The sequence below is a fragment of the Gilliamella sp. Lep-s35 genome (assembly GCF_009795845.1).
Lineage (GTDB): Bacteria > Pseudomonadota > Gammaproteobacteria > Enterobacterales > Orbaceae > Gilliamella.
Window position 1 is genome coordinate 18,657 of sequence record NZ_WTEX01000009.1, and the last position, 17,191, is coordinate 35,847.

At 35.4% G+C, this 17,191-nt stretch carries 19 protein-coding genes; 6 read left to right on the forward strand and 13 right to left on the reverse strand.

Annotated features, from left to right (window positions below; all coding sequences use genetic code 11):
- Nucleotides 1–42: 42 nt before the first annotated feature.
- Nucleotides 43–1,047 (reverse strand): gluconate operon transcriptional repressor GntR, encoded by a 1,005-nt coding sequence (gene gntR / locus GQ590_RS05535; RefSeq protein ID WP_160405660.1) that lies wholly within the window; start codon nucleotides 1,045–1,047, stop codon nucleotides 43–45.
- Complete coding sequence (ung, locus tag GQ590_RS05540) at nucleotides 1,044–1,733, reverse strand: uracil-DNA glycosylase (RefSeq protein ID WP_160405661.1); 690 nt, start codon at nucleotides 1,731–1,733, stop codon at nucleotides 1,044–1,046. Before ung ends, gntR begins: the two co-directional genes overlap by 4 nt.
- 218 nt (nucleotides 1,734–1,951) lie before the next feature.
- On the opposite strand from ung, the gene grcA reads away from it, so the two are divergent.
- Complete coding sequence (gene grcA / locus GQ590_RS05545) at nucleotides 1,952–2,335, forward strand: autonomous glycyl radical cofactor GrcA (protein WP_160405662.1); 384 nt, start codon at nucleotides 1,952–1,954, stop codon at nucleotides 2,333–2,335.
- Between the two features lie 160 nt (nucleotides 2,336–2,495).
- On the opposite strand, the gene GQ590_RS12870 is transcribed toward grcA, so the two are convergent.
- From GQ590_RS12870 to GQ590_RS05575, 6 genes are all read right to left on the reverse strand, one after another.
- The gene (locus GQ590_RS12870) at nucleotides 2,496–2,732 is read right to left on the reverse strand and encodes an integrase core domain-containing protein (protein WP_160405784.1); all 237 of its coding nucleotides are present in this window, start codon (nucleotides 2,730–2,732) and stop codon (nucleotides 2,496–2,498) included.
- Nucleotides 2,733–3,176: 444 nt separating this feature from the next.
- Nucleotides 3,177–5,597: a cation-translocating P-type ATPase gene (locus tag GQ590_RS05555; RefSeq protein ID WP_160405663.1), complete on the reverse strand. Its 2,421-nt coding sequence runs from the start codon at nucleotides 5,595–5,597 to the stop codon at nucleotides 3,177–3,179.
- 132 nt (nucleotides 5,598–5,729) lie between these two features.
- A complete protein-coding gene (suhB, locus tag GQ590_RS05560; protein WP_160405664.1) occupies nucleotides 5,730–6,533 on the reverse strand; it encodes an inositol-1-monophosphatase in 804 nt (267 codons plus the stop codon).
- Between the two features lie 146 nt (nucleotides 6,534–6,679).
- Complete coding sequence (locus tag GQ590_RS05565) at nucleotides 6,680–6,871, reverse strand: hypothetical protein (RefSeq protein WP_160405665.1); 192 nt, start codon at nucleotides 6,869–6,871, stop codon at nucleotides 6,680–6,682.
- A 74-nt stretch (nucleotides 6,872–6,945) separates the two neighbouring features.
- Nucleotides 6,946–7,116 (reverse strand): hypothetical protein, encoded by a 171-nt coding sequence (locus GQ590_RS05570; protein ID WP_160405666.1) that lies wholly within the window; start codon nucleotides 7,114–7,116, stop codon nucleotides 6,946–6,948.
- Nucleotides 7,113–7,337, reverse strand: coding sequence for a type VI secretion lipoprotein TssJ (locus GQ590_RS05575; RefSeq protein WP_160405667.1), 225 nt, complete (start codon nucleotides 7,335–7,337; stop codon nucleotides 7,113–7,115). The genes GQ590_RS05570 and GQ590_RS05575 overlap by 4 nt, the downstream gene beginning before the upstream one ends.
- A 474-nt stretch (nucleotides 7,338–7,811) precedes the next feature.
- Between GQ590_RS05575 and GQ590_RS05580 the strand changes: the two genes are divergently transcribed.
- Both GQ590_RS05580 and GQ590_RS05585 read left to right on the forward strand, forming a co-directional pair.
- Entirely contained in the window at nucleotides 7,812–8,678 is an 867-nt protein-coding gene (locus GQ590_RS05580; RefSeq protein ID WP_160405668.1) for a hypothetical protein, read from the forward strand.
- A 60-nt stretch (nucleotides 8,679–8,738) separates the two neighbouring features.
- Entirely contained in the window at nucleotides 8,739–9,521 is a 783-nt protein-coding gene (locus tag GQ590_RS05585; protein ID WP_160405669.1) for a hypothetical protein, read from the forward strand.
- A gap of 102 nt (nucleotides 9,522–9,623) precedes the next feature.
- Here GQ590_RS05585 and frr read toward each other — a convergent pair whose 3' ends face one another.
- The 4 genes from frr to rpsB form a co-directional block, all read right to left on the reverse strand.
- Nucleotides 9,624–10,181 (reverse strand): ribosome recycling factor, encoded by a 558-nt coding sequence (gene frr / locus GQ590_RS05590; protein ID WP_160405670.1) that lies wholly within the window; start codon nucleotides 10,179–10,181, stop codon nucleotides 9,624–9,626.
- Nucleotides 10,182–10,210: 29 nt separating this feature from the next.
- Nucleotides 10,211–10,945, reverse strand: a complete 735-nt coding sequence (pyrH, locus tag GQ590_RS05595) for a UMP kinase (RefSeq protein WP_160405671.1) — start codon at nucleotides 10,943–10,945, stop codon at nucleotides 10,211–10,213.
- Between the two features lie 115 nt (nucleotides 10,946–11,060).
- A complete protein-coding gene (gene tsf, locus GQ590_RS05600; RefSeq protein ID WP_160405672.1) occupies nucleotides 11,061–11,918 on the reverse strand; it encodes a translation elongation factor Ts in 858 nt (285 codons plus the stop codon).
- Nucleotides 11,919–12,011: 93 nt separating this feature from the next.
- Nucleotides 12,012–12,749 carry a 30S ribosomal protein S2 gene (gene rpsB, locus GQ590_RS05605; protein WP_160405673.1) on the reverse strand — a complete coding sequence of 246 codons (738 nt, stop codon included), beginning with the start codon at nucleotides 12,747–12,749 and terminating at the stop codon, nucleotides 12,012–12,014.
- A gap of 777 nt (nucleotides 12,750–13,526) precedes the next feature.
- Between rpsB and cobB the strand changes: the two genes are divergently transcribed.
- Complete coding sequence (cobB, locus tag GQ590_RS05610; protein ID WP_160405674.1) at nucleotides 13,527–14,210, forward strand: Sir2 family NAD+-dependent deacetylase; 684 nt, start codon at nucleotides 13,527–13,529, stop codon at nucleotides 14,208–14,210.
- Nucleotides 14,211–14,213: 3 nt separating this feature from the next.
- Here the strand turns inward: cobB and mtgA are convergent, their stop codons facing one another.
- Nucleotides 14,214–14,906 (reverse strand): monofunctional biosynthetic peptidoglycan transglycosylase, encoded by a 693-nt coding sequence (gene mtgA, locus GQ590_RS05615; RefSeq protein ID WP_160405675.1) that lies wholly within the window; start codon nucleotides 14,904–14,906, stop codon nucleotides 14,214–14,216.
- Nucleotides 14,907–15,696: 790 nt separating this feature from the next.
- Between mtgA and deoC the strand changes: the two genes are divergently transcribed.
- Together deoC and deoR are read left to right on the forward strand one after the other, a co-directional pair.
- Nucleotides 15,697–16,368, forward strand: a complete 672-nt coding sequence (gene deoC, locus GQ590_RS05620; RefSeq protein WP_160405785.1) for a deoxyribose-phosphate aldolase — start codon at nucleotides 15,697–15,699, stop codon at nucleotides 16,366–16,368.
- Nucleotides 16,369–16,429: 61 nt separating this feature from the next.
- Complete coding sequence (deoR, locus tag GQ590_RS05625; protein WP_160405676.1) at nucleotides 16,430–17,191, forward strand: DNA-binding transcriptional repressor DeoR; 762 nt, start codon at nucleotides 16,430–16,432, stop codon at nucleotides 17,189–17,191.

Here is a 17,191-nt window from a genome sequence, read left to right on the forward strand (position 1 = left end):
TGGGGTGGGGTCATCGCTAAACGTGGTAAGGTTAAATCATTATTAAATACTTTCTCCGTCTAAATACTCAACAGGTAAATCAATCACTTTTTTATCAATTTGTTCACCATTAATCCGTTTTAATAACAGCTCCGCTGCAATTTTTCCCATTTCAATTCTTGGTGTTTGTATAGACGCTAATTTGGGATTCATATATTGACCAATTTGATGCCCATGAAATCCAACAATCGCTATCTGTTTTGGCACTTCAATCCCTATCCGCTGACATTCAAGTAGCACCCCTAAAGCTAGATCATCATTAGTAGTAAAAACACCATCAACACTAGGAAATTCTTTTAAAATTTGATGCAAAAATCTGGCACCTAATGCATAAGATGAAGCTTCTTTAGTGGCTAGCGTTCGTGGGGTTAGTCCAGCTTCTTCCATAGCCTTTTCATAACCTTGTTGACGAATAATACTACGTTGATCTTGCCTTGCACTAAAATAGACAATATTTCGGCGACCTTTATCTATCATTTTATGAATCATATTTCTAGTAGCAGTAAAGTTATCAAACCCAACAGCCATATCAATACAAGGTGAAACACTGTCCATAATTTCAACCACTGGCACGCCAGTCATTTCGATCATCTTTAATGTTGCAGGGGTATGTGTTCTTTCGGTTAAAATCAATCCATCAATATTATATGAAAGCAACGAACGCAAACGGGACTCTTCTTTTTCTGCGCTGTATCCCGTATGGGTAATCATGGTTTGGTATCCCCTAGCATCAGTCACCATTTCAATACCTTTTAAAATATCGGCAAAAACCTGATTAGTTAAAGAAGGAAACACAACCCCAATTGCATTACTTTTGGCGTTAGACAGCATATCAGGTGCTTTATTAGGAATATAACCAAGCTCATCAATTGCAGCTGAAATTTGTAATTGAAGAGGTTTAGATACCGAATTGGGATCACGTAAAAAACGACTAACTGTCATTTTACTAATCCCAATTAAATTGGCGATCTCTTGCAAACTTGTTCGACGTTTTTTATTTGCACTCATTTATGATCTTCCGGTAGTTTTGGTTGCCAATCAATGGGTGTTTTACCTTGTTGCATAATAATATCATTTGTTTTAGAAAAGTGCTTACAACCCAAAAAACCCCGATTTGCAGACAACGGTGATGGATGCACAGAGGTCAAAACATGATGTTTTTGTTGATCAATAAATTGCCCTTTTTTTTGTGCAGGTGATCCCCATAATAAAAAAACCACACCTTTAAGATGTTGATCAATTGCTGCAATAACGTGATCGGTAAAGGTTTCCCAACCTATTTTTGCATGAGAATGTGCTTGTCCTGCTTCAACCGTTAGTACATTATTTAACAACAACACACCTTGAGTTGCCCAAGAAGCTAAATAGCCATGAGAAGGCACTTCAAAACCATCAATATCAGTAGATAACTCTTTATAAATATTTAATAATGACGGTGGGGGCTTAACACCAGGTAGCACAGAAAAAGATAAACCGTGAGCCTGATTAGGACCATGATAAGGATCTTGTCCTAAAATCACCACTTTAATTTGCTCAAATGGTGTAAAACGAAACGCATTAAAAACATCATGCTGAGGAGGATAAATAACTTTACCATTGGCTCGTTCTGAAGCCACAAATTGCATTATATGCTGAAAATAAGGCTTTTCTTTTTCACCACCAATAACATCATGCCAAGTTAAATTTGTCGTCATATTTTATATCGCTCGTTAATAATGCCTATATTACAATGCCTATATTACTTAGCAAAAGCTAATTTAACTTAAGACATAATAACCCAACAAAAGCAAAAATTAAAACTAAAGGTATTACTTATCGAATCAATAGTTTTTTTTGACTTTAATCAAATTTTTAAGGTGCTATATTAACCTTAATTATTTTAGGGCAATAAGGCCCGTTAGGAGGATTTAAAATGATTACAGGTATCCAAATTACTAAAGCAGATAACGCAGCACTTCTTAATTCTTTCTGGCTATTAGATGACACTACAAAAGAAGCTCGTTGTGTAGCTGCTAAGTCAGTTTACAAAGAAGATCAAGTGATCCCAACTGCAGAACTCGGTCAATTCGAATATCGTGAAATTCCATTAGATGTGGCACCAACTATTAAAGTTGAAGGTGGTCAACATTTAAATGTTAACGTTCTTCGTCGTGAAACTTTAGAAGATGCGGTTCAACATCCAGAAAAATATCCACAATTAACTATCCGTGTTTCTGGTTATGCAGTGCGTTTTAACTCACTAACAGCAGAACAACAACGCGACGTTATTGCTCGTACATTTACTACGAAAATGTAGGTGCGACAAGAGCGCACTAATTACGCTTAAATCATTGATTTTTAATCAAAAATATGGGTTAGCTATTAAAGTAAATAACTTTAAATAGCCACCCTCATAATATCCAAGTAGGGCGTTATACAATGTCCGAAAGGGTATTGTATGGAATGGCAACACATTTTCAAACAAAACAATTAAAGGGTAAGTGTTTTTTTAATTCAACGGGAGGCAAGTAGGCTAACGAAGAATGTAATTGTTTATACTTATACCAATAAGCATAAGCCGAAAAAGCGCGTTGTAACTCAGCTGTTGAGTTGAAACGTTGGCCTTTTACAAATTCCGTTTTAATTGTTTTAAATGTCGCTTCCGCTACCGCATTGTCATAAGGCCCCTCTTTCTTGCTTAATGAATGCGTGATATTAAATGTCTTAAAACAATCCGCTAATAACCGATTATCAAATTATCAGTTCAGCTGATGGTGTCAAATCCTATTTTGCAACCATTTCACTATGTGATTTACATGTTGATAAAGATTGACCCTGACCATTTGGTGTTTAAAATCGTCATTGAATGTTCGTCTTTTGCGTTTAATCTTATTCATATTTGCTTCTTTTTTAGTTGTGATAAGTCTACCTTATCCCTTAAAATAATGTAGCCGATCTAGTTAAAAATGAGCAAATACAAAAATTTATTTATAGGGTCTAACTGTCATTTCTTAATAACACCAATACACTAATATAAGCTAAAATTGTTAGGTTAAGTTTAAGCCACTACAATATTTCTTATCTACATATTTCGCCGCCATGGTATTCAGGTAGAATACCATTTATAATAATTAGTTCATTAAAATAAAAATATTAGATTATTTATTTTCAGATCTCGCTTTCCAACGCTTAAGTAACAAAGCATTAGTCACAACACTCACACTACTTAACGCCATAGCAGCACCTGCAAGCATTGGATTTAAAAACCCCAGTGCCGCAAGCGGAATACCAATTAAATTATAAAAAAAAGCCCAAAATAGATTTTGCTTAATTTTATGATAAGTTCGGCGCGAAATATCAATTGCATCAGCAATTAAAAATAAATTACCTCGCATTAACGTAATGTTTGCTGCATGCATAGCCACATCAGTCCCTGTACCCATAGCAATACCAATATCGGCCGCCGCCAAAGCAGGGGCATCATTAATACCATCGCCAACCATTGCCACTTTATTAATTGCGGTTGAATTTTCACTTTGTTGCAGTTGATAAATATAATTAGCTTTATCTTGTGGTAACACCTCAGCAATAACTTTATCTAGACTTAATTGCTGACCAACCATATTAGCTACTTTCTGATTGTCGCCAGTTAGCATAACGGTTTTTACATTCAATTGATGTAATGCTTCAATTGCCGTTTTTGCTTCTTGTTTAATAACATCAGCAAATCCCAAGAGCGCCAATATCACCATACCACCTTCTAATTGCTGTTTGGCTAAAAACGAAATGGTATAACCTTTGCTAGATAATTCATTAATCTTATCGTCCATATTCACAAAATAAGTATTTAATGATTTCATCCAACGCAAGCTACCTAAATAATATTCTGTATTATCAACCGTTGCCATCACTCCCGAACCAGCTACCGAAGTAATATTTTGAGCATAATGATACGCTTTAGCTTTACTTAAAATTGCTTTTGCTAGTGGATGCTCACTACCTGCTTGTAATGATGCAGCGAGCGATAAAATCTGATCGGGCGTCTCGCTACCCATAATATCCATCTCAACTAATTCAGGTTTACCAATAGTTAAAGTGCCTGTTTTATCAAAAGCGATGGTATTGATATTATGCAGTGTTTCTAACGCTTCGGCATCTTTAATTAAAATGCCATGACGAGCAGCCACTCCAGTACCCACCATAATTGCTGTTGGTGTTGCTAAACCTAAAGCACATGGGCAAGCAATCACTAACACCGCAACAGCATGGAGCAACGCTTGTTGCCAATCATGCGACATCATTCCCCAAGCCAATAACGTAACAAGTGCAATCAATAAAATCACTGGCACAAAAATAGCACTGATGCGATCAACAATTCGCTGGATTGGTGCTTTCTTAGCCTGAGCAGATTCAACCATTTCAATGATTTTGGATAAAGTAGAATCCGCTTGAATCGCTGTAGTTTTAACGATAAGTAACCCTTCGCCATTAATTGTACCGCCAGTAACAACATCATTAACGGTTTTATTTACAGGAAAGCTCTCGCCGGTTAGCATTGATTCATCACTACTAGATGCACCTTCAATCACAACGCCATCAACTGGAATACGCTCCCCTGGCTTAATAATAACAATATCATGCACTTTAACTTGGCTAATAGGCAAACTCACCTCTTGCTCACCACGCCTGACTAAAGCAACATCAGGACGTAGCGCTGACAGGGCTTCAATTGCTTGTGTGGTTTGATGTTTAGCTTTTGATTCTAACCACTTACCAAGCAAAATTAAGGTAATAATAATCACTGAAGATTCAAAATAAAGGTGCTCATCATTACCCAAGATAAACTGATACACCGACAGCCCATAAGCAGCACTAGTACCAATAGCCACCAACAAATCCATATTGCCTGACAACGCTTTAACCGCATTAAAACCGCTTCGATAAAATTTAGCACCCAGTCCAAATTGCACAATAGAGGCAATAACCAATTGTAACCAAGCAGGCATCATCAAATGAAACTCAAAAGGTTTCAATAACATAGGTAACGCAAAAGGAATGGCTAAAATAATACAAATCACAATCGGCCAAAATCTAATAACCAGTTGTAACCAAGCTGGCATCATCAAATGAAATCCAAAAGGTTCCAATAGCATAATAGATAACACAAAAGGAATGGCTAAAATAATAGAAATCACAATCGGCCAAGATACAATAACCAGTTGTAACCAAGCTGGCATCATTAAATGAAACCTAAAAGGTTCTAATAACATAGGTAACACAAAAGGAATGGCTAAAATAACAGAAATCACAATCGGCCAAATAGATGCTTGTTTGTTAACTTTCTTTGCACCTGATTGTTGATCTGAAATTTTAATAGCACGATAGCCCGCTTTATCAACCGCAGACATTAACGACTCAATCGTAACATGTTCCTTGGCATCAACTGTTGCCTTTTCGGTCGCAAGGTTTACGCTAACATCAACAACGCCATCGACCTTTTTCAGCGCCTTTTCAACACGCCCAACACACGATGCACAACTCATATCTTCAACAATAAAATGATATTGAACTGTTTTCATTATGCTTTCCTTAATGATTAATGGAATAGAATATAAAGTCGGCCTATGCTTAATATAAAGGTCGAATAAAATAACACAGCGCTCACAGGGCTTAGCAAACCCTGCGATAAAACAGAAAAGAGGAAGTGGGAATTAGTTGCGTAACTTTTCTGGCCACTCGTTTTGGGTTGAAACCAACAAATCTTTCACAATTCGAGGATTACCCGCCACCACATTGCCCGAAGCCATATAATTATTACCACCAACAAAATCCGTAATCACACCACCTGCCTCACGCAAAATCAGCTCACCACCCGCAATATCCCAGGGTTTTAAACCGATTTCAAAAAAGCCATCTAAACGGCCTGCGGCAACATAAGCAAGATCCAAAGCAGCAGAACCACTACGACGAAAATCGCCACATCTTACAAACAACTTTTGTAGCACAGCAAAATAGCTATCACTATATTGTTTTTGTTTGAAAGGAAAAGCCATTGCCAGCACGCTATTATCTAAATCCTTAGCATTACTAACACGAATACGATAACCATTAAGTTGCGCACCTTTACCCCGTGCAGCGGTAAACAGTTCGTTAGTCATTGGGTTATAAACAACAGCAATTTCGGTTTTCCCCTTAACGCGAGCTGCGATAGACACTGCAAAATGAGGGATATTTTTAATAAAATTGGTCGTACCATCAATCGGATCGATAATCCACTGAGTATCGGCATCATTACCTTTAACTAAGCCGCTTTCTTCGGCAATGATAGTATGGTCAGGGTAAGCTTTTTTGATTGTTTCAACAATTAAAGCCTCGGCAGCACGATCCACATTTGTGGCAAAATCATTAGCGCCTTTGCTGTCAATTTCGATTGAACTAGGGTTTTCATAAGCCTTAATGGCCACATTGCCTGCTTTACGAGCAGCACGAATAGCGATATTAAGCATCGGATGCATAAATTTATTCCAATTGATGATGTTAAAGAACGGATTATATTAGTATGACATCTGCCATAATAAAAACTGTTACATAGTATAAAGGTTTTGTGACTTTATTGCCAGAGTGTGTGGGGATTGATAGGTAAAACTTACTCGACTTAATTTTAAGCATCTTTATAACGACGATCTTTTCGTATATATTTTAAACTATCCTTACCATCTGGCATAAAATAAATCCCATATTTAACTAACCCTCCTTGTTTAAAATAACAAATTAGTTTATAAGCTAATACCATGTTATAGTTGTTTTTTTCATCAATATTGAGATTAATAGAAGCAAGCCTTGGTTCATACATTTAATAATGTTTGTTCAATTGCTCTCATTAACAAGTAAGCTGATGAAGGTAAGCTTTGAAAAATTGTTGACATATCAAGGTACCCCATAGTCTGGCATGTGCTTTATAGCTCTAGCACGGCTGTTTAAAATACGCTCAATATTATCCATCACGCTAATAATTGTCTGTTCATTTTCAGTTATATCATCAACCGCTATACCGGATTCAAAATAACCATAAAGCAAATCATATAGTGAAGCACTCATTTACTTTCATCCACCAATTTTATTGTATATTGACTTGCAGATATTTCACGTGGCTTACTGATATTTAAATTCCCTCGATTCAAAACAAGTCGCCAGCTATTATCTTTTAGGTTTGGTTCTTTATAAAGAGCTGCAATACCTACTACTTTAGCTTTTTTATTAAATGAAGTATCAATAGAAATAGCAGTATTTGGTTTGAATATTATTTCTTTACTGTCCAAAAATCATAGGAGACAAATATCATGATCAAAAATTTACCAAACCAGCCTGCAAACAAACCAGTGGGAAAGCCCAAAGCGTGCTATGTACTTTGAATTGAGATGTGGCATAATCAGCAAATATTCAATGATGCAAAAGATAAAAAAAACTAAGCGATTTAAGAAAAAACGCCTTATGCGTTTTTAGCGAATAGTTAATCATGAAGTGTAAACAACGCGATGTATTCCTACAGCTTAAATAAAAAAACCGTAGATTGGAAAAAAGAATGTTAAAAAAATATTATATTAATAACATGTCTAACAATTAGTGCTATTAGTAATATCTGCCATGCAAAACCACCTTGCTTAAATAAGGCAGAGATTAAAAATCATCCTTTTAACATCCACTCTAAACCTTATCATTTTACTACTTATCGCTGTGATGATGAAAATGGTGAATTTTTAAAACCCATTATATTAGAAGTTAAAGCGGATGATATGGATTACCAATTTAAAAATTTAATTGGATTGTTTGGGGAACTTGATATTAAATTTGTCAATTGGATGAATAAACCCACTTTTTTTTACTCTGGCACAAGGACTCATAATACTGAAGCTTATATTCCAATAACTATCCGAGATAGTCATTTAACTGTTGATTGTGTATATGTCAGAAGACGGTTAATAAACTTGATGAAAACACAATATTCATATTGTATAAATAGACAAACATTAAATAGAGTTGATGATTTATATAAATTTTTTATCTATTTTTCGCCTGAATCAATAAATTCTTATGCTTATTTTCCCCATACTGATGAAAGTCTAGCGTATAGAGATTTTGATGTGCTTGTTGCCAAAGTGGGGGATATTAATTTTTATCAACGTTACCAATCCATCGAAGATTATGATTTAGATAAATATACGGTAATAATGGCCAATAAAGATAAGCAATACCATTTCAAAAATGTTGAAGTGTTTCAAAGAATGGTGAGCTCAAATAGTTGCCAGTTCCCATATATGATTGGTTTAGATATTCTTGATTCTAGTGGTCATTTTACTTTCTATGATACAAAAAAACTGTCAACATTGTTGGATAAATCAACAAAAAAAAGAGATATTCATTCTTATATTCAACTAGCAAAAGTCCAACTTTATGAACAACCTAATTTTCAGCATCCAACTGATAACTATTTAAAACGAAACGATTTTGTCAAAATTCTTGATATAGAAAGGGACGAAAATAAAATGGGAGAAATTGAAGATAAAAATAAGGAACTTTTGTGGTTTAAAGTCAGCTATCAAAGTAAAAAGAATGGTGAAATAATCAACTGGGTACCATGGAATTCGTTTAGAGACTGGTAAAAACAATACAAATTATCACTAAAAAATGGCTAAAATGATCAGTAAGGATGTACAAAAAAAATGAAATATTTTTTAATTTCAATATTCTTTTTACCTAATTTTGTAGTTGCCGACTATTTTTACGGTATTCAAATTAAAACTAATGGAAAATATAAAGAAGAATATCATTATGATTATGATACTAATAGAGTTGTATATATAAATAATATAACTAATACCCCTAAATTATTAGATGAAACGTTTTTTGAAGATAACAATGAAAATAATGTTGAATCAGATAAGATTCCATTAGATAAAACAAAGTTGGAAAGTGAATTTAAATTTGGATGTATTTCTGATAAATCGGAAAAAAAATCTAAAAATGTAGAATTTTTACAACACAGAACCACTAAAGATTATTTTTTTAAAGTCCTTTTATCCATAAAAGGCTGTGCGCCTAAAATGGTTGGTATTAATGTTTACCGAAAAAGAGATGGTAGTTTACTGCAAACAACCGATGATATCATGGATGCGCCAATTATTGATCGTTATTACGCTTTCGCTAAGAAAGAAGGGAAGTTTATTTATCTAAATTTAGAAGGTCGTGATATAACCTTTGATAAAAATAAAAAACAGGCTTCTAAGCGAAAATTTTGTTCTATTAAAGATAATGGCGCTGTTATTGTGACAGAAACACACCAATATGATGTCAACAAAAATCACTTCACTTTAGTTAATTCGCTATGTCAGTATAAAAAATCTGATGATAAATCAAATGATGAATTTTCTCGTCAATGTACACAAAAAGAAGAAAATTATTGCAATAACGAAAATGAACTTGATAAGGATTATCTTAATTTTTAATTATGGCTGTAAAATAGTCAATATATTTATTGTCAATAAAACAAACGCTCTGTTTTTGATAAACAGAGCGTTTGTTTTATTAGAAGGGAAAACAGTTAGGGATTAGAACTCCATTAGTTCCTTTTCTTTATCAGCAAGTACGGTATCTAGTTTTTTAATCGCTGCATCGGTTGCTTTTTGGATGAGTTCTTGCGATTTGCGTTCTTCATCTTCTGAGATTTCTTTATCTTTTAGTAACGCTTTGATTTGGTCGTTGGCATCACGGCGAATATTACGGATTGATACTCGGCCTTGTTCTGCTTCGTTACGGACAATTTTAGTTAAGTCGCGACGGCGTTCTTCGGTTAATGGCGGAAGGGGTACACGAATAACCGTACCTGCTGACGCTGGGTTAAGCCCTAAATCTGATGTTAAGATTGCTTTTTCAATTAGTGGCGTAAGTGATTTGTCAAATACAGTAATCGCTAGCGTTCTTGCATCTTCAGCAACAATATTAGCTAGTTGGCGTAGTGGCGTTGGGCTGCCATAATATTCGACCATAATGCCATCTAATAAGCTTGGCGATGCGCGACCAGTTCTTATTTTTGAAATATGATTTTGAAACGCATCAATACTTTTTTCCATGCGCGTTTGCGCTTCTTTTTGAATCTCGTTTAACATAATAAAAGCCTTATTTTAAATAAAGATAATTAGCAGGTTACGGTTGCTTTGTTATTAATTAATGTTCCTTCTGGTTCACCTAAAATGACACGACGCAATGCGCCTGGTTTGTTCATATTGAAAACACAGATCGGTAAATTATGGTCACGCGCTAGCGTAAAGGCAGCTAAGTCCATAACTTTTAATTCGTCGTCTAGTACTTTGTCATAATTAAGTGTTTTGTAAAGTGTCGCATTAGGATCTTTTACAGGATCAGCAGAATAGACGCCATCAACTTTGGTAGCCTTTAAAACAACATCTGCTTCAATTTCAATGCCACGCAAACACGCTGCCGAATCGGTTGTAAAAAATGGGTTACCTGTACCTGCAGAAAGGATCACCACTTTACCATGACGAAGTAAGCTAATTGCTTCGGTCCAACGGTAATCATCGCACACGCCGTTTAATGGAATGGCTGACATTAGGCGAGCGTTTACTTCAATTCGGTGCAGCGCATCTCGCATCGCAAGGCCGTTCATGACGGTTGCAAGCATTCCCATGTGATCACCAACAACACGGTTCATCCCTGCTTTAGCAAGACCAGCACCACGAAATAGGTTACCCCCCCCAATCACAACTGCAACTTGAACGTTCATTTCAATTAATTCTTTGATTTCTTGCGCCATGCGATCAAGAACCGTTGCATCAATACCAAAGCCTTCGTCGCCTTGTAGTGCTTCGCCACTGAGTTTTAGAAGAATACGTTTATAAAAAGGGGTTGCCATATAAAATCTCGCTATTTCGTTATTTGATTATTTAGCCAGTAAATACTAGCAAATAATTATTTTAAAATATTTTGCAGATAAACAAAACCGCCTTAACGGCGGTTTTTTTAAACAATTAAGATTGTTTTGATATCGCTGCAACTTCTGCTGCAAAGTCAACTTCAACTTTTTCAATACCTTCACCCACTTCAAAACGGATGAATGAAGCAACTGCTGCGCTCTTTTCTTTTAATAAGTCACCAACTGTTTTTGATGGTTCCATTACAAATGGTTGACCTGTTAAAGAAACTTCGCCAGTGAATTTACGCATACGACCTTCAACCATTTTTTCAGCGATTTCGCGTGGTTTACCAGATTGCATTGCAATATCGATTTGGATGTTACGTTCGTGTTCAACCACATCAGCAGGAACATCACTTGGATCAACATATTCTGGTTTGCTTGCAGCAATGTGCATTGCGATGTGTTTAACTAGCTCATCGTCAGCACCATTTGCTGCAACTAATACACCAATACGAGCACCGTGTTGGTAACTACCAACTACGTCACCAGCAATTTCAGTAACACGACGAATACCAATGTTTTCACCTATTTTAGCAACTAATGCTGTGCGCTCTTCTTCAAATTTTGCTTGTAGTGCTGCAACATCAGTAATACGGTCTACTAATGCTGCCTCTGCAACTTTGTCACTAAATGCTAAGAAACCAGCATCTTTTGCAACGAAGTCTGTTTCACAGTTAACTTCTAAAATAACACCGAATTTTTTATCCGCAGAGATTTTAGAAATAATCACACCTTCAGCAGCAACACGACCTGCTTTTTTAGCTGCTTTTGCTTGACCTGATTTACGCATGTTGTCAATTGCAAGTTCAATATCGCCATTAGCTTCAACTAATGCTTTTTTACATTCCATCATACCTGCGCCAGTTCTTTCACGCAGTTCTTTTACCATAGAAGCGGTAACTTCAGCCATTTTTTAATCCTCTATTTAACCATTGTGATGATTTTCATTAGATTGGGTCGATTTGGTTATTTTACAGATCGACCCTGAAAATATTTGAGTTTATTATTCAGCTGCTGGAGCTTCTTCAACAAAACTTTCTTCAGATACTGGAGATTGGTTTTGCTCACGACCCGCACGAACTGCATCAGCAACTGCATTTGCATATAATTGAATTGCGCGAATTGCGTCATCATTACCAGGAACGATGTAATCAATACCATCTGGATCTGAGTTAGTATCAACAATAGCAACGACTGGAATACCTAAATTGTTAGCTTCTTTTATAGCGATATGCTCATGGTCTGCACCAATAACAAAAATCACATCGGGTAAGCCACCCATATTCTTAATTCCACCCAAGCTATTTTCTAATTTAGCCATTTCACGAGCACGCATTAGTGCTTCTTTTTTGGTTAATTTATCAAATGTACCATCACTAGCTTGTGTTTCTAAATCTTTTAGACGTTTGATTGATTGACGTACTGTTTTCCAGTTAGTCAACATACCACCTAACCAACGGTGATTAACGTAGTATTGCCCACAACTTTCAGCGGCTTGTTTGATCACTTCGCTAGCTGCACGCTTTGTACCAACAAATAAAATTTTACCTTTACGAGCGGCAATCTTGTTTAATTCAGCTAATGCTTCATTAAACATAGGAACTGTTTTTTCAAGATTGATAATATGAACTTTGTTACGTGAACCAAAAATAAATGGTTTCATTTTTGGGTTCCAATAACGAGTTTGGTGTCCAAAGTGTACACCCGCTTGTAACATATCGCGCATTGATACTGTAGTCATAATTTCCTCATTTTGCGTTGGGGTTATGCCTCCACATATCCGCTTTATCCGACCTAATTACCTTAAGCAAAAGGCACCCCGGAAAAGTGTAATAATATGTGTGTGTTATAACGTTAATTAATCATTAAAAGTAATGCTGTTATTCACGATTATTTTTTTGTAAAAAAATAATACGAAATGTAGCGCGCGTTTTATACCATAAATTGTATAAGATTACCATCTTTTTATATTTCCTATTGGCGATTTGTTTGGTCTTTTTAGTCTATCGCTAGCGAGTTAATAGGCAAATAAGGTTGTAATGAGTTTAGGAATCCCTTTTGTGTTGTTTACAGTCATTTGAAAGAAATAGGTAGCGTAATTTTCTACGTAAGCTAGTACTCACCATGAGGTATTGACACAACTGTTTACTCTTGCGGTTAAAAAATTTAGGAATCTAGACGATTTAGAGCTTAATAAAACCGAAAAAGAGTAATACACATTTTTTATTGAGATGTGGCATAATCAATCACTATTTAGCGATTGAAAAGAGAGAAAAAAAGTTTAAGCAATTTATTCAGTTTTATAATACGGTTAAACCGCATAAAGAGTTTTTGAAAAAATACCTTATAAGTTTTTAACGGATTATTTTAACAATTGGTTAAAAGTGGCAAGCGCCTACAGTCAATACCAAAAGCTTAGCAAACCTGCTTTGCATATTTTTACTACCGAATACAGCCAATAACTGGTTAATATTTTACTTTCAATAACCTTAGTTAAATGATAAAGGTGCAATGAATTATGACAATGCCTAAAATAGTTATTCTAACCGGCGCGGGTATTTCGGCCGAATCGGGCTTATCAACCTTTCGAGCCCAAAATGGATTATGGGAAGGTTATGATGTTAATGACGTAGCAACTTACGAAGGTTATATACGCAACCCAACAGCGGTACATGATTTTTATAATATGTTGCGTCGCAAATTACAACATCCAAGCGTAAAGCCTAATGCGGCTCATTTTGCTTTAGCTGAGTTAGAACAAAAATTAGGCACTGATAATGTCTTAATTGTGACACAAAATGTGGATAACTTGCACGAACAAGCTGGATCTAAAAATATTATTCACATGCATGGTGAATTATTAAAAGTCCGTAATGAAAAAACAGGACAGATAATTGATTGTTTTGACGATGTGAATTATCAACAAAACAAACTCATTCGCCCACATATAGTCTGGTTTGGTGAAATCCCCCTACAAATGGAACAAATTTATGATGCCCTTTCACAAGCGGATTATTTTATATCCATTGGCACATCAGGCAATGTCTATCCTGCTGCTGGGTTTGTACAAATTGCTAACCAAACAAATGCAAAAACGATTGAACTGAACTTAGAGCCAAGCTTAGGTGAAAGTCTGTTTCAAATCAAAATTTACGGACCCGCAAGTAAAGTGGTACCTGAATTTATAAAAACAGTCATCTAACTATTAGTTAAGTTTATCTAAATAATACTTACCGCCCAAATTATTCATTTGGGTACGAATCCATTCTGCTTTTTTTTGAATATGACTATTGGGATTAACAGGGCTCCATTTTCTTGGATTAGGCAAAATCGCCGCTAGCAAACTTGCTTGAGTTGGCGTTAATTGGTTAGCACTAACCTTAAAATAGTGACGAGAAGCCGCCTCAATACCAAAAACGCCCTCATCCCATTCAACGCTATTTAAGTAAATTTCCAGAATGCGCTGTTTAGACCAAGTAAGCTCGATCCAAAGCGTAAACCAAGACTCAAATCCTTTCCGAACCCAGCTACGCGATGGCCACAAAAAAATATTTTTGGCGACTTGCTGAGTAATTGTACTGGCACCACGAATTTTTTTATTATTTTGGTTGTGTTTTAAAGCCCGATTCATCGCCTTAAAATCAAATCCCCAATGATTCGAAAAGTTTTGATCTTCGGCAGCAATAACGGCTATTTTAATGTTATCAGAAATCTGATCCCAATCTTTCCATGTGCGTTGTTGAGTCATGTTCCAATGAGCGATTTTTCTTTCTATCATCAGCATTGAACCCAAAGGATTAACCCAACGCATTAACACAACAAGCAAAACGGACAATAGCATAAACCCCATTATCACTTTTTTAGTTGTATTCAAGATTTTTTTGAATAAAGACTTCATGCTGATTTAGATAAAATAACGTAAAAAAATTAGCAAATAAGATACGATATATTAACGTTTTAATAAATAATTTTTATAAACGCGGCGATTGTTTGTAACTATCCTACTTTACGCAATTTTTAGCTATCTTTTCTTGCAATATCAAATTCAACATCGAGCTGTGCATGTTGTAAAGTCGCCACCTTAAAGCCTTTCTCAACAAGTAGCGGAATAACAGCAGCCCCACATCAAGTGGGGCTGTTTATTGGTTTATTTTGCTAGTTATTTTTGTAAAAAATATTCAGGAGTGTATACCGTTTGGGCATTTAAAAACCGAAAAGTGTGATAGGCACTTTAATTGAAATAGCGTGTCATTAATCAATATTTAACTGTTTAACCATTTAAATTATATAAACAATTTCAAAAAACACGGGTGCATTTATGGCGGATTATTTTAATCATAACAAAGGACAATTCGCTGTTTTTTTACAGCTTAAAAAGTGCGCTGTTTATTGGTTTATTTTACTGGTTATTTTTGTAAAAAATATTCAGGAGTGTATACCGTTTGGGGATTTAAAAAACCAAAAGCATATAATAGTCTTCACTTAATCTGACATTTGAGCTATTTTATAACACAAAAAGGAGAGTCAGAAATGAATCAAACCGTTTAATACTATTTTTATTTGTACTATTTTCTACAATCCCCCATAATGTTACTATAATAACATTATCACCCTATATCTGTTATTAAAATAACATTTACAACTAATAAATTCATTATATTAGACATCAAAACTAAAAACTTAAGGACATTACTATGAATTATGCAAAGTATATCGATCATACTTTACTGGCAATGAACGCAACAAAAGACCAAATCACTAAACTTTGTGAAGAAGCTAAACAATACCATTTTTATTCAGTTTGTGTAAATTCAGGCTATGTTCCTTTAGTGGCTAGTTTACTGAAAGGTAGCGATGTAAAAGTGTGTTCAGTAGTTGGCTTTCCGTTAGGTGCAATGCTAACTAGTGCTAAAGCCTTTGAAACCGAAATGGCGGTTAAAGCAGGCGCGCAAGAAATCGATATGGTTATTAATGTGGGTTGGTTAAAAAGTAACGATTGGGATGCGGTTAAACAAGATATTGAAGCGGTATTTAATGCTTGTGGCGCTGTGCCATTAAAAGTGATTTTAGAAACTTGTTTATTAACTAAAGACGAACTTGTTAAAGTCTGTGAAATCTGTAAGCAAATCGGCGTTGCTTTTGTTAAAACCTCAACAGGGTTTAGTGTATCTGGCGCAACGGTTGAGGATGTTAAGTTGATGCGTGATACCGTTGGTAATGCGATGGGCGTTAAGGCATCGGGCGGTATTCGTGATCGTCAAACGGCTGAAAAAATGGTTCAAGCGGGGGCTTCGCGTTTAGGGGCTAGTGCTGGTATTGCGATTGTTTCAGGCGATGCAACTTCGACCAGTGATTATTAATCAATGATATCAATTCATAAGCTACTTATGTAGCTTGTTATTATTGATTTATGGGATCAGCATGGAAACACAATCACAAAAAAGAGTGAATGATCTTATTCAACTTTTAAAAAAAACAGATAAGATTCATTTAAAAGATGCTGCTAAGTTGTTGGCCGTTTCAGAAATGACCATTCGCCGAGATTTGAGCCATGTTGGCTGTTCCCTAAGTGTTTTGGGTGGCTATGTTGTTAGTGATGCTCGTCATCAAATTACCCCGTATTTTTTGTCAGACCAACAAGATAAACAGGTTTATGAAAAGCAATATATTGCCAATATAGCCAGTAAATGCATTGTAGAAAACGATACCGTTTTTTTTGATTGTGGCACCACCATTCCTTTTATTATTGATGCCATTGATGATGATGTGGCATTTACTGCGATCTGTTATTCATTAAACGCATTTTTAGCATTACAAAATAAACCCAATTGTAAGACAATTTTATGTGGTGGTCATTATCAGGCGAATAATGCGATTTTTAGCGCCATTGGTCAGCATAGTGAATTAAATTCGATTTGCCCAAATAAAGCATTTATTTCGGCCGCAGGGATTGATATTAAGCAAGGCGTAACTTGTTATCATTTTGATGAGCTTAATATGAAGCGTGCAGCAATACAGCGTTCAGGTCAAACTATTTTAATTGCTGATCATACTAAATTTAATCAAGTTAAACCGGCTTTTATTGGTGAGTTAACTCTGTTTAATCAAATTATTACAGATAAAGCGCCGAGTAATGAGTTTATTACTTTTTTTAATAACCATAAGATAACGTTAATTTATTAA

What these genes read in the sequence shown, in the direction of transcription:
- ung (WP_160405661.1), bottom strand. Translation starts at nt 1,733, where the DNA reads ATGACGACAAATTTAACTTGGCATGATGTTATTGGTGGTGAAAAAGAA.
- GQ590_RS05580 (WP_160405668.1), top strand. Translation starts at nt 7,812, where the DNA reads ATGGATTACCAATTTAAAAATTTAATTGGATTGTTTGGGGAACTTGAT.
- GQ590_RS05555 (WP_160405663.1), bottom strand. Translation starts at nt 5,597, where the DNA reads ATGAAAACAGTTCAATATCATTTTATTGTTGAAGATATGAGTTGTGCA.
- deoR (WP_160405676.1), top strand. Translation starts at nt 16,430, where the DNA reads ATGGAAACACAATCACAAAAAAGAGTGAATGATCTTATTCAACTTTTA.
- tsf (WP_160405672.1), bottom strand. Translation starts at nt 11,918, where the DNA reads ATGGCTGAAGTTACCGCTTCTATGGTAAAAGAACTGCGTGAAAGAACT.
- cobB (WP_160405674.1), top strand. Translation starts at nt 13,527, where the DNA reads ATGACAATGCCTAAAATAGTTATTCTAACCGGCGCGGGTATTTCGGCC.
- suhB (WP_160405664.1), bottom strand. Translation starts at nt 6,533, where the DNA reads ATGCATCCGATGCTTAATATCGCTATTCGTGCTGCTCGTAAAGCAGGC.
- gntR (WP_160405660.1), bottom strand. Translation starts at nt 1,047, where the DNA reads ATGAGTGCAAATAAAAAACGTCGAACAAGTTTGCAAGAGATCGCCAAT.
- pyrH (WP_160405671.1), bottom strand. Translation starts at nt 10,945, where the DNA reads ATGGCAACCCCTTTTTATAAACGTATTCTTCTAAAACTCAGTGGCGAA.
- frr (WP_160405670.1), bottom strand. Translation starts at nt 10,181, where the DNA reads ATGTTAAACGAGATTCAAAAAGAAGCGCAAACGCGCATGGAAAAAAGT.
- GQ590_RS05565 (WP_160405665.1), bottom strand. Translation starts at nt 6,871, where the DNA reads ATGTATGAACCAAGGCTTGCTTCTATTAATCTCAATATTGATGAAAAA.
- grcA (WP_160405662.1), top strand. Translation starts at nt 1,952, where the DNA reads ATGATTACAGGTATCCAAATTACTAAAGCAGATAACGCAGCACTTCTT.
- rpsB (WP_160405673.1), bottom strand. Translation starts at nt 12,749, where the DNA reads ATGACTACAGTATCAATGCGCGATATGTTACAAGCGGGTGTACACTTT.
- GQ590_RS05570 (WP_160405666.1), bottom strand. Translation starts at nt 7,116, where the DNA reads ATGAGTGCTTCACTATATGATTTGCTTTATGGTTATTTTGAATCCGGT.
- mtgA (WP_160405675.1), bottom strand. Translation starts at nt 14,906, where the DNA reads ATGAAGTCTTTATTCAAAAAAATCTTGAATACAACTAAAAAAGTGATA.
- GQ590_RS05585 (WP_160405669.1), top strand. Translation starts at nt 8,739, where the DNA reads ATGAAATATTTTTTAATTTCAATATTCTTTTTACCTAATTTTGTAGTT.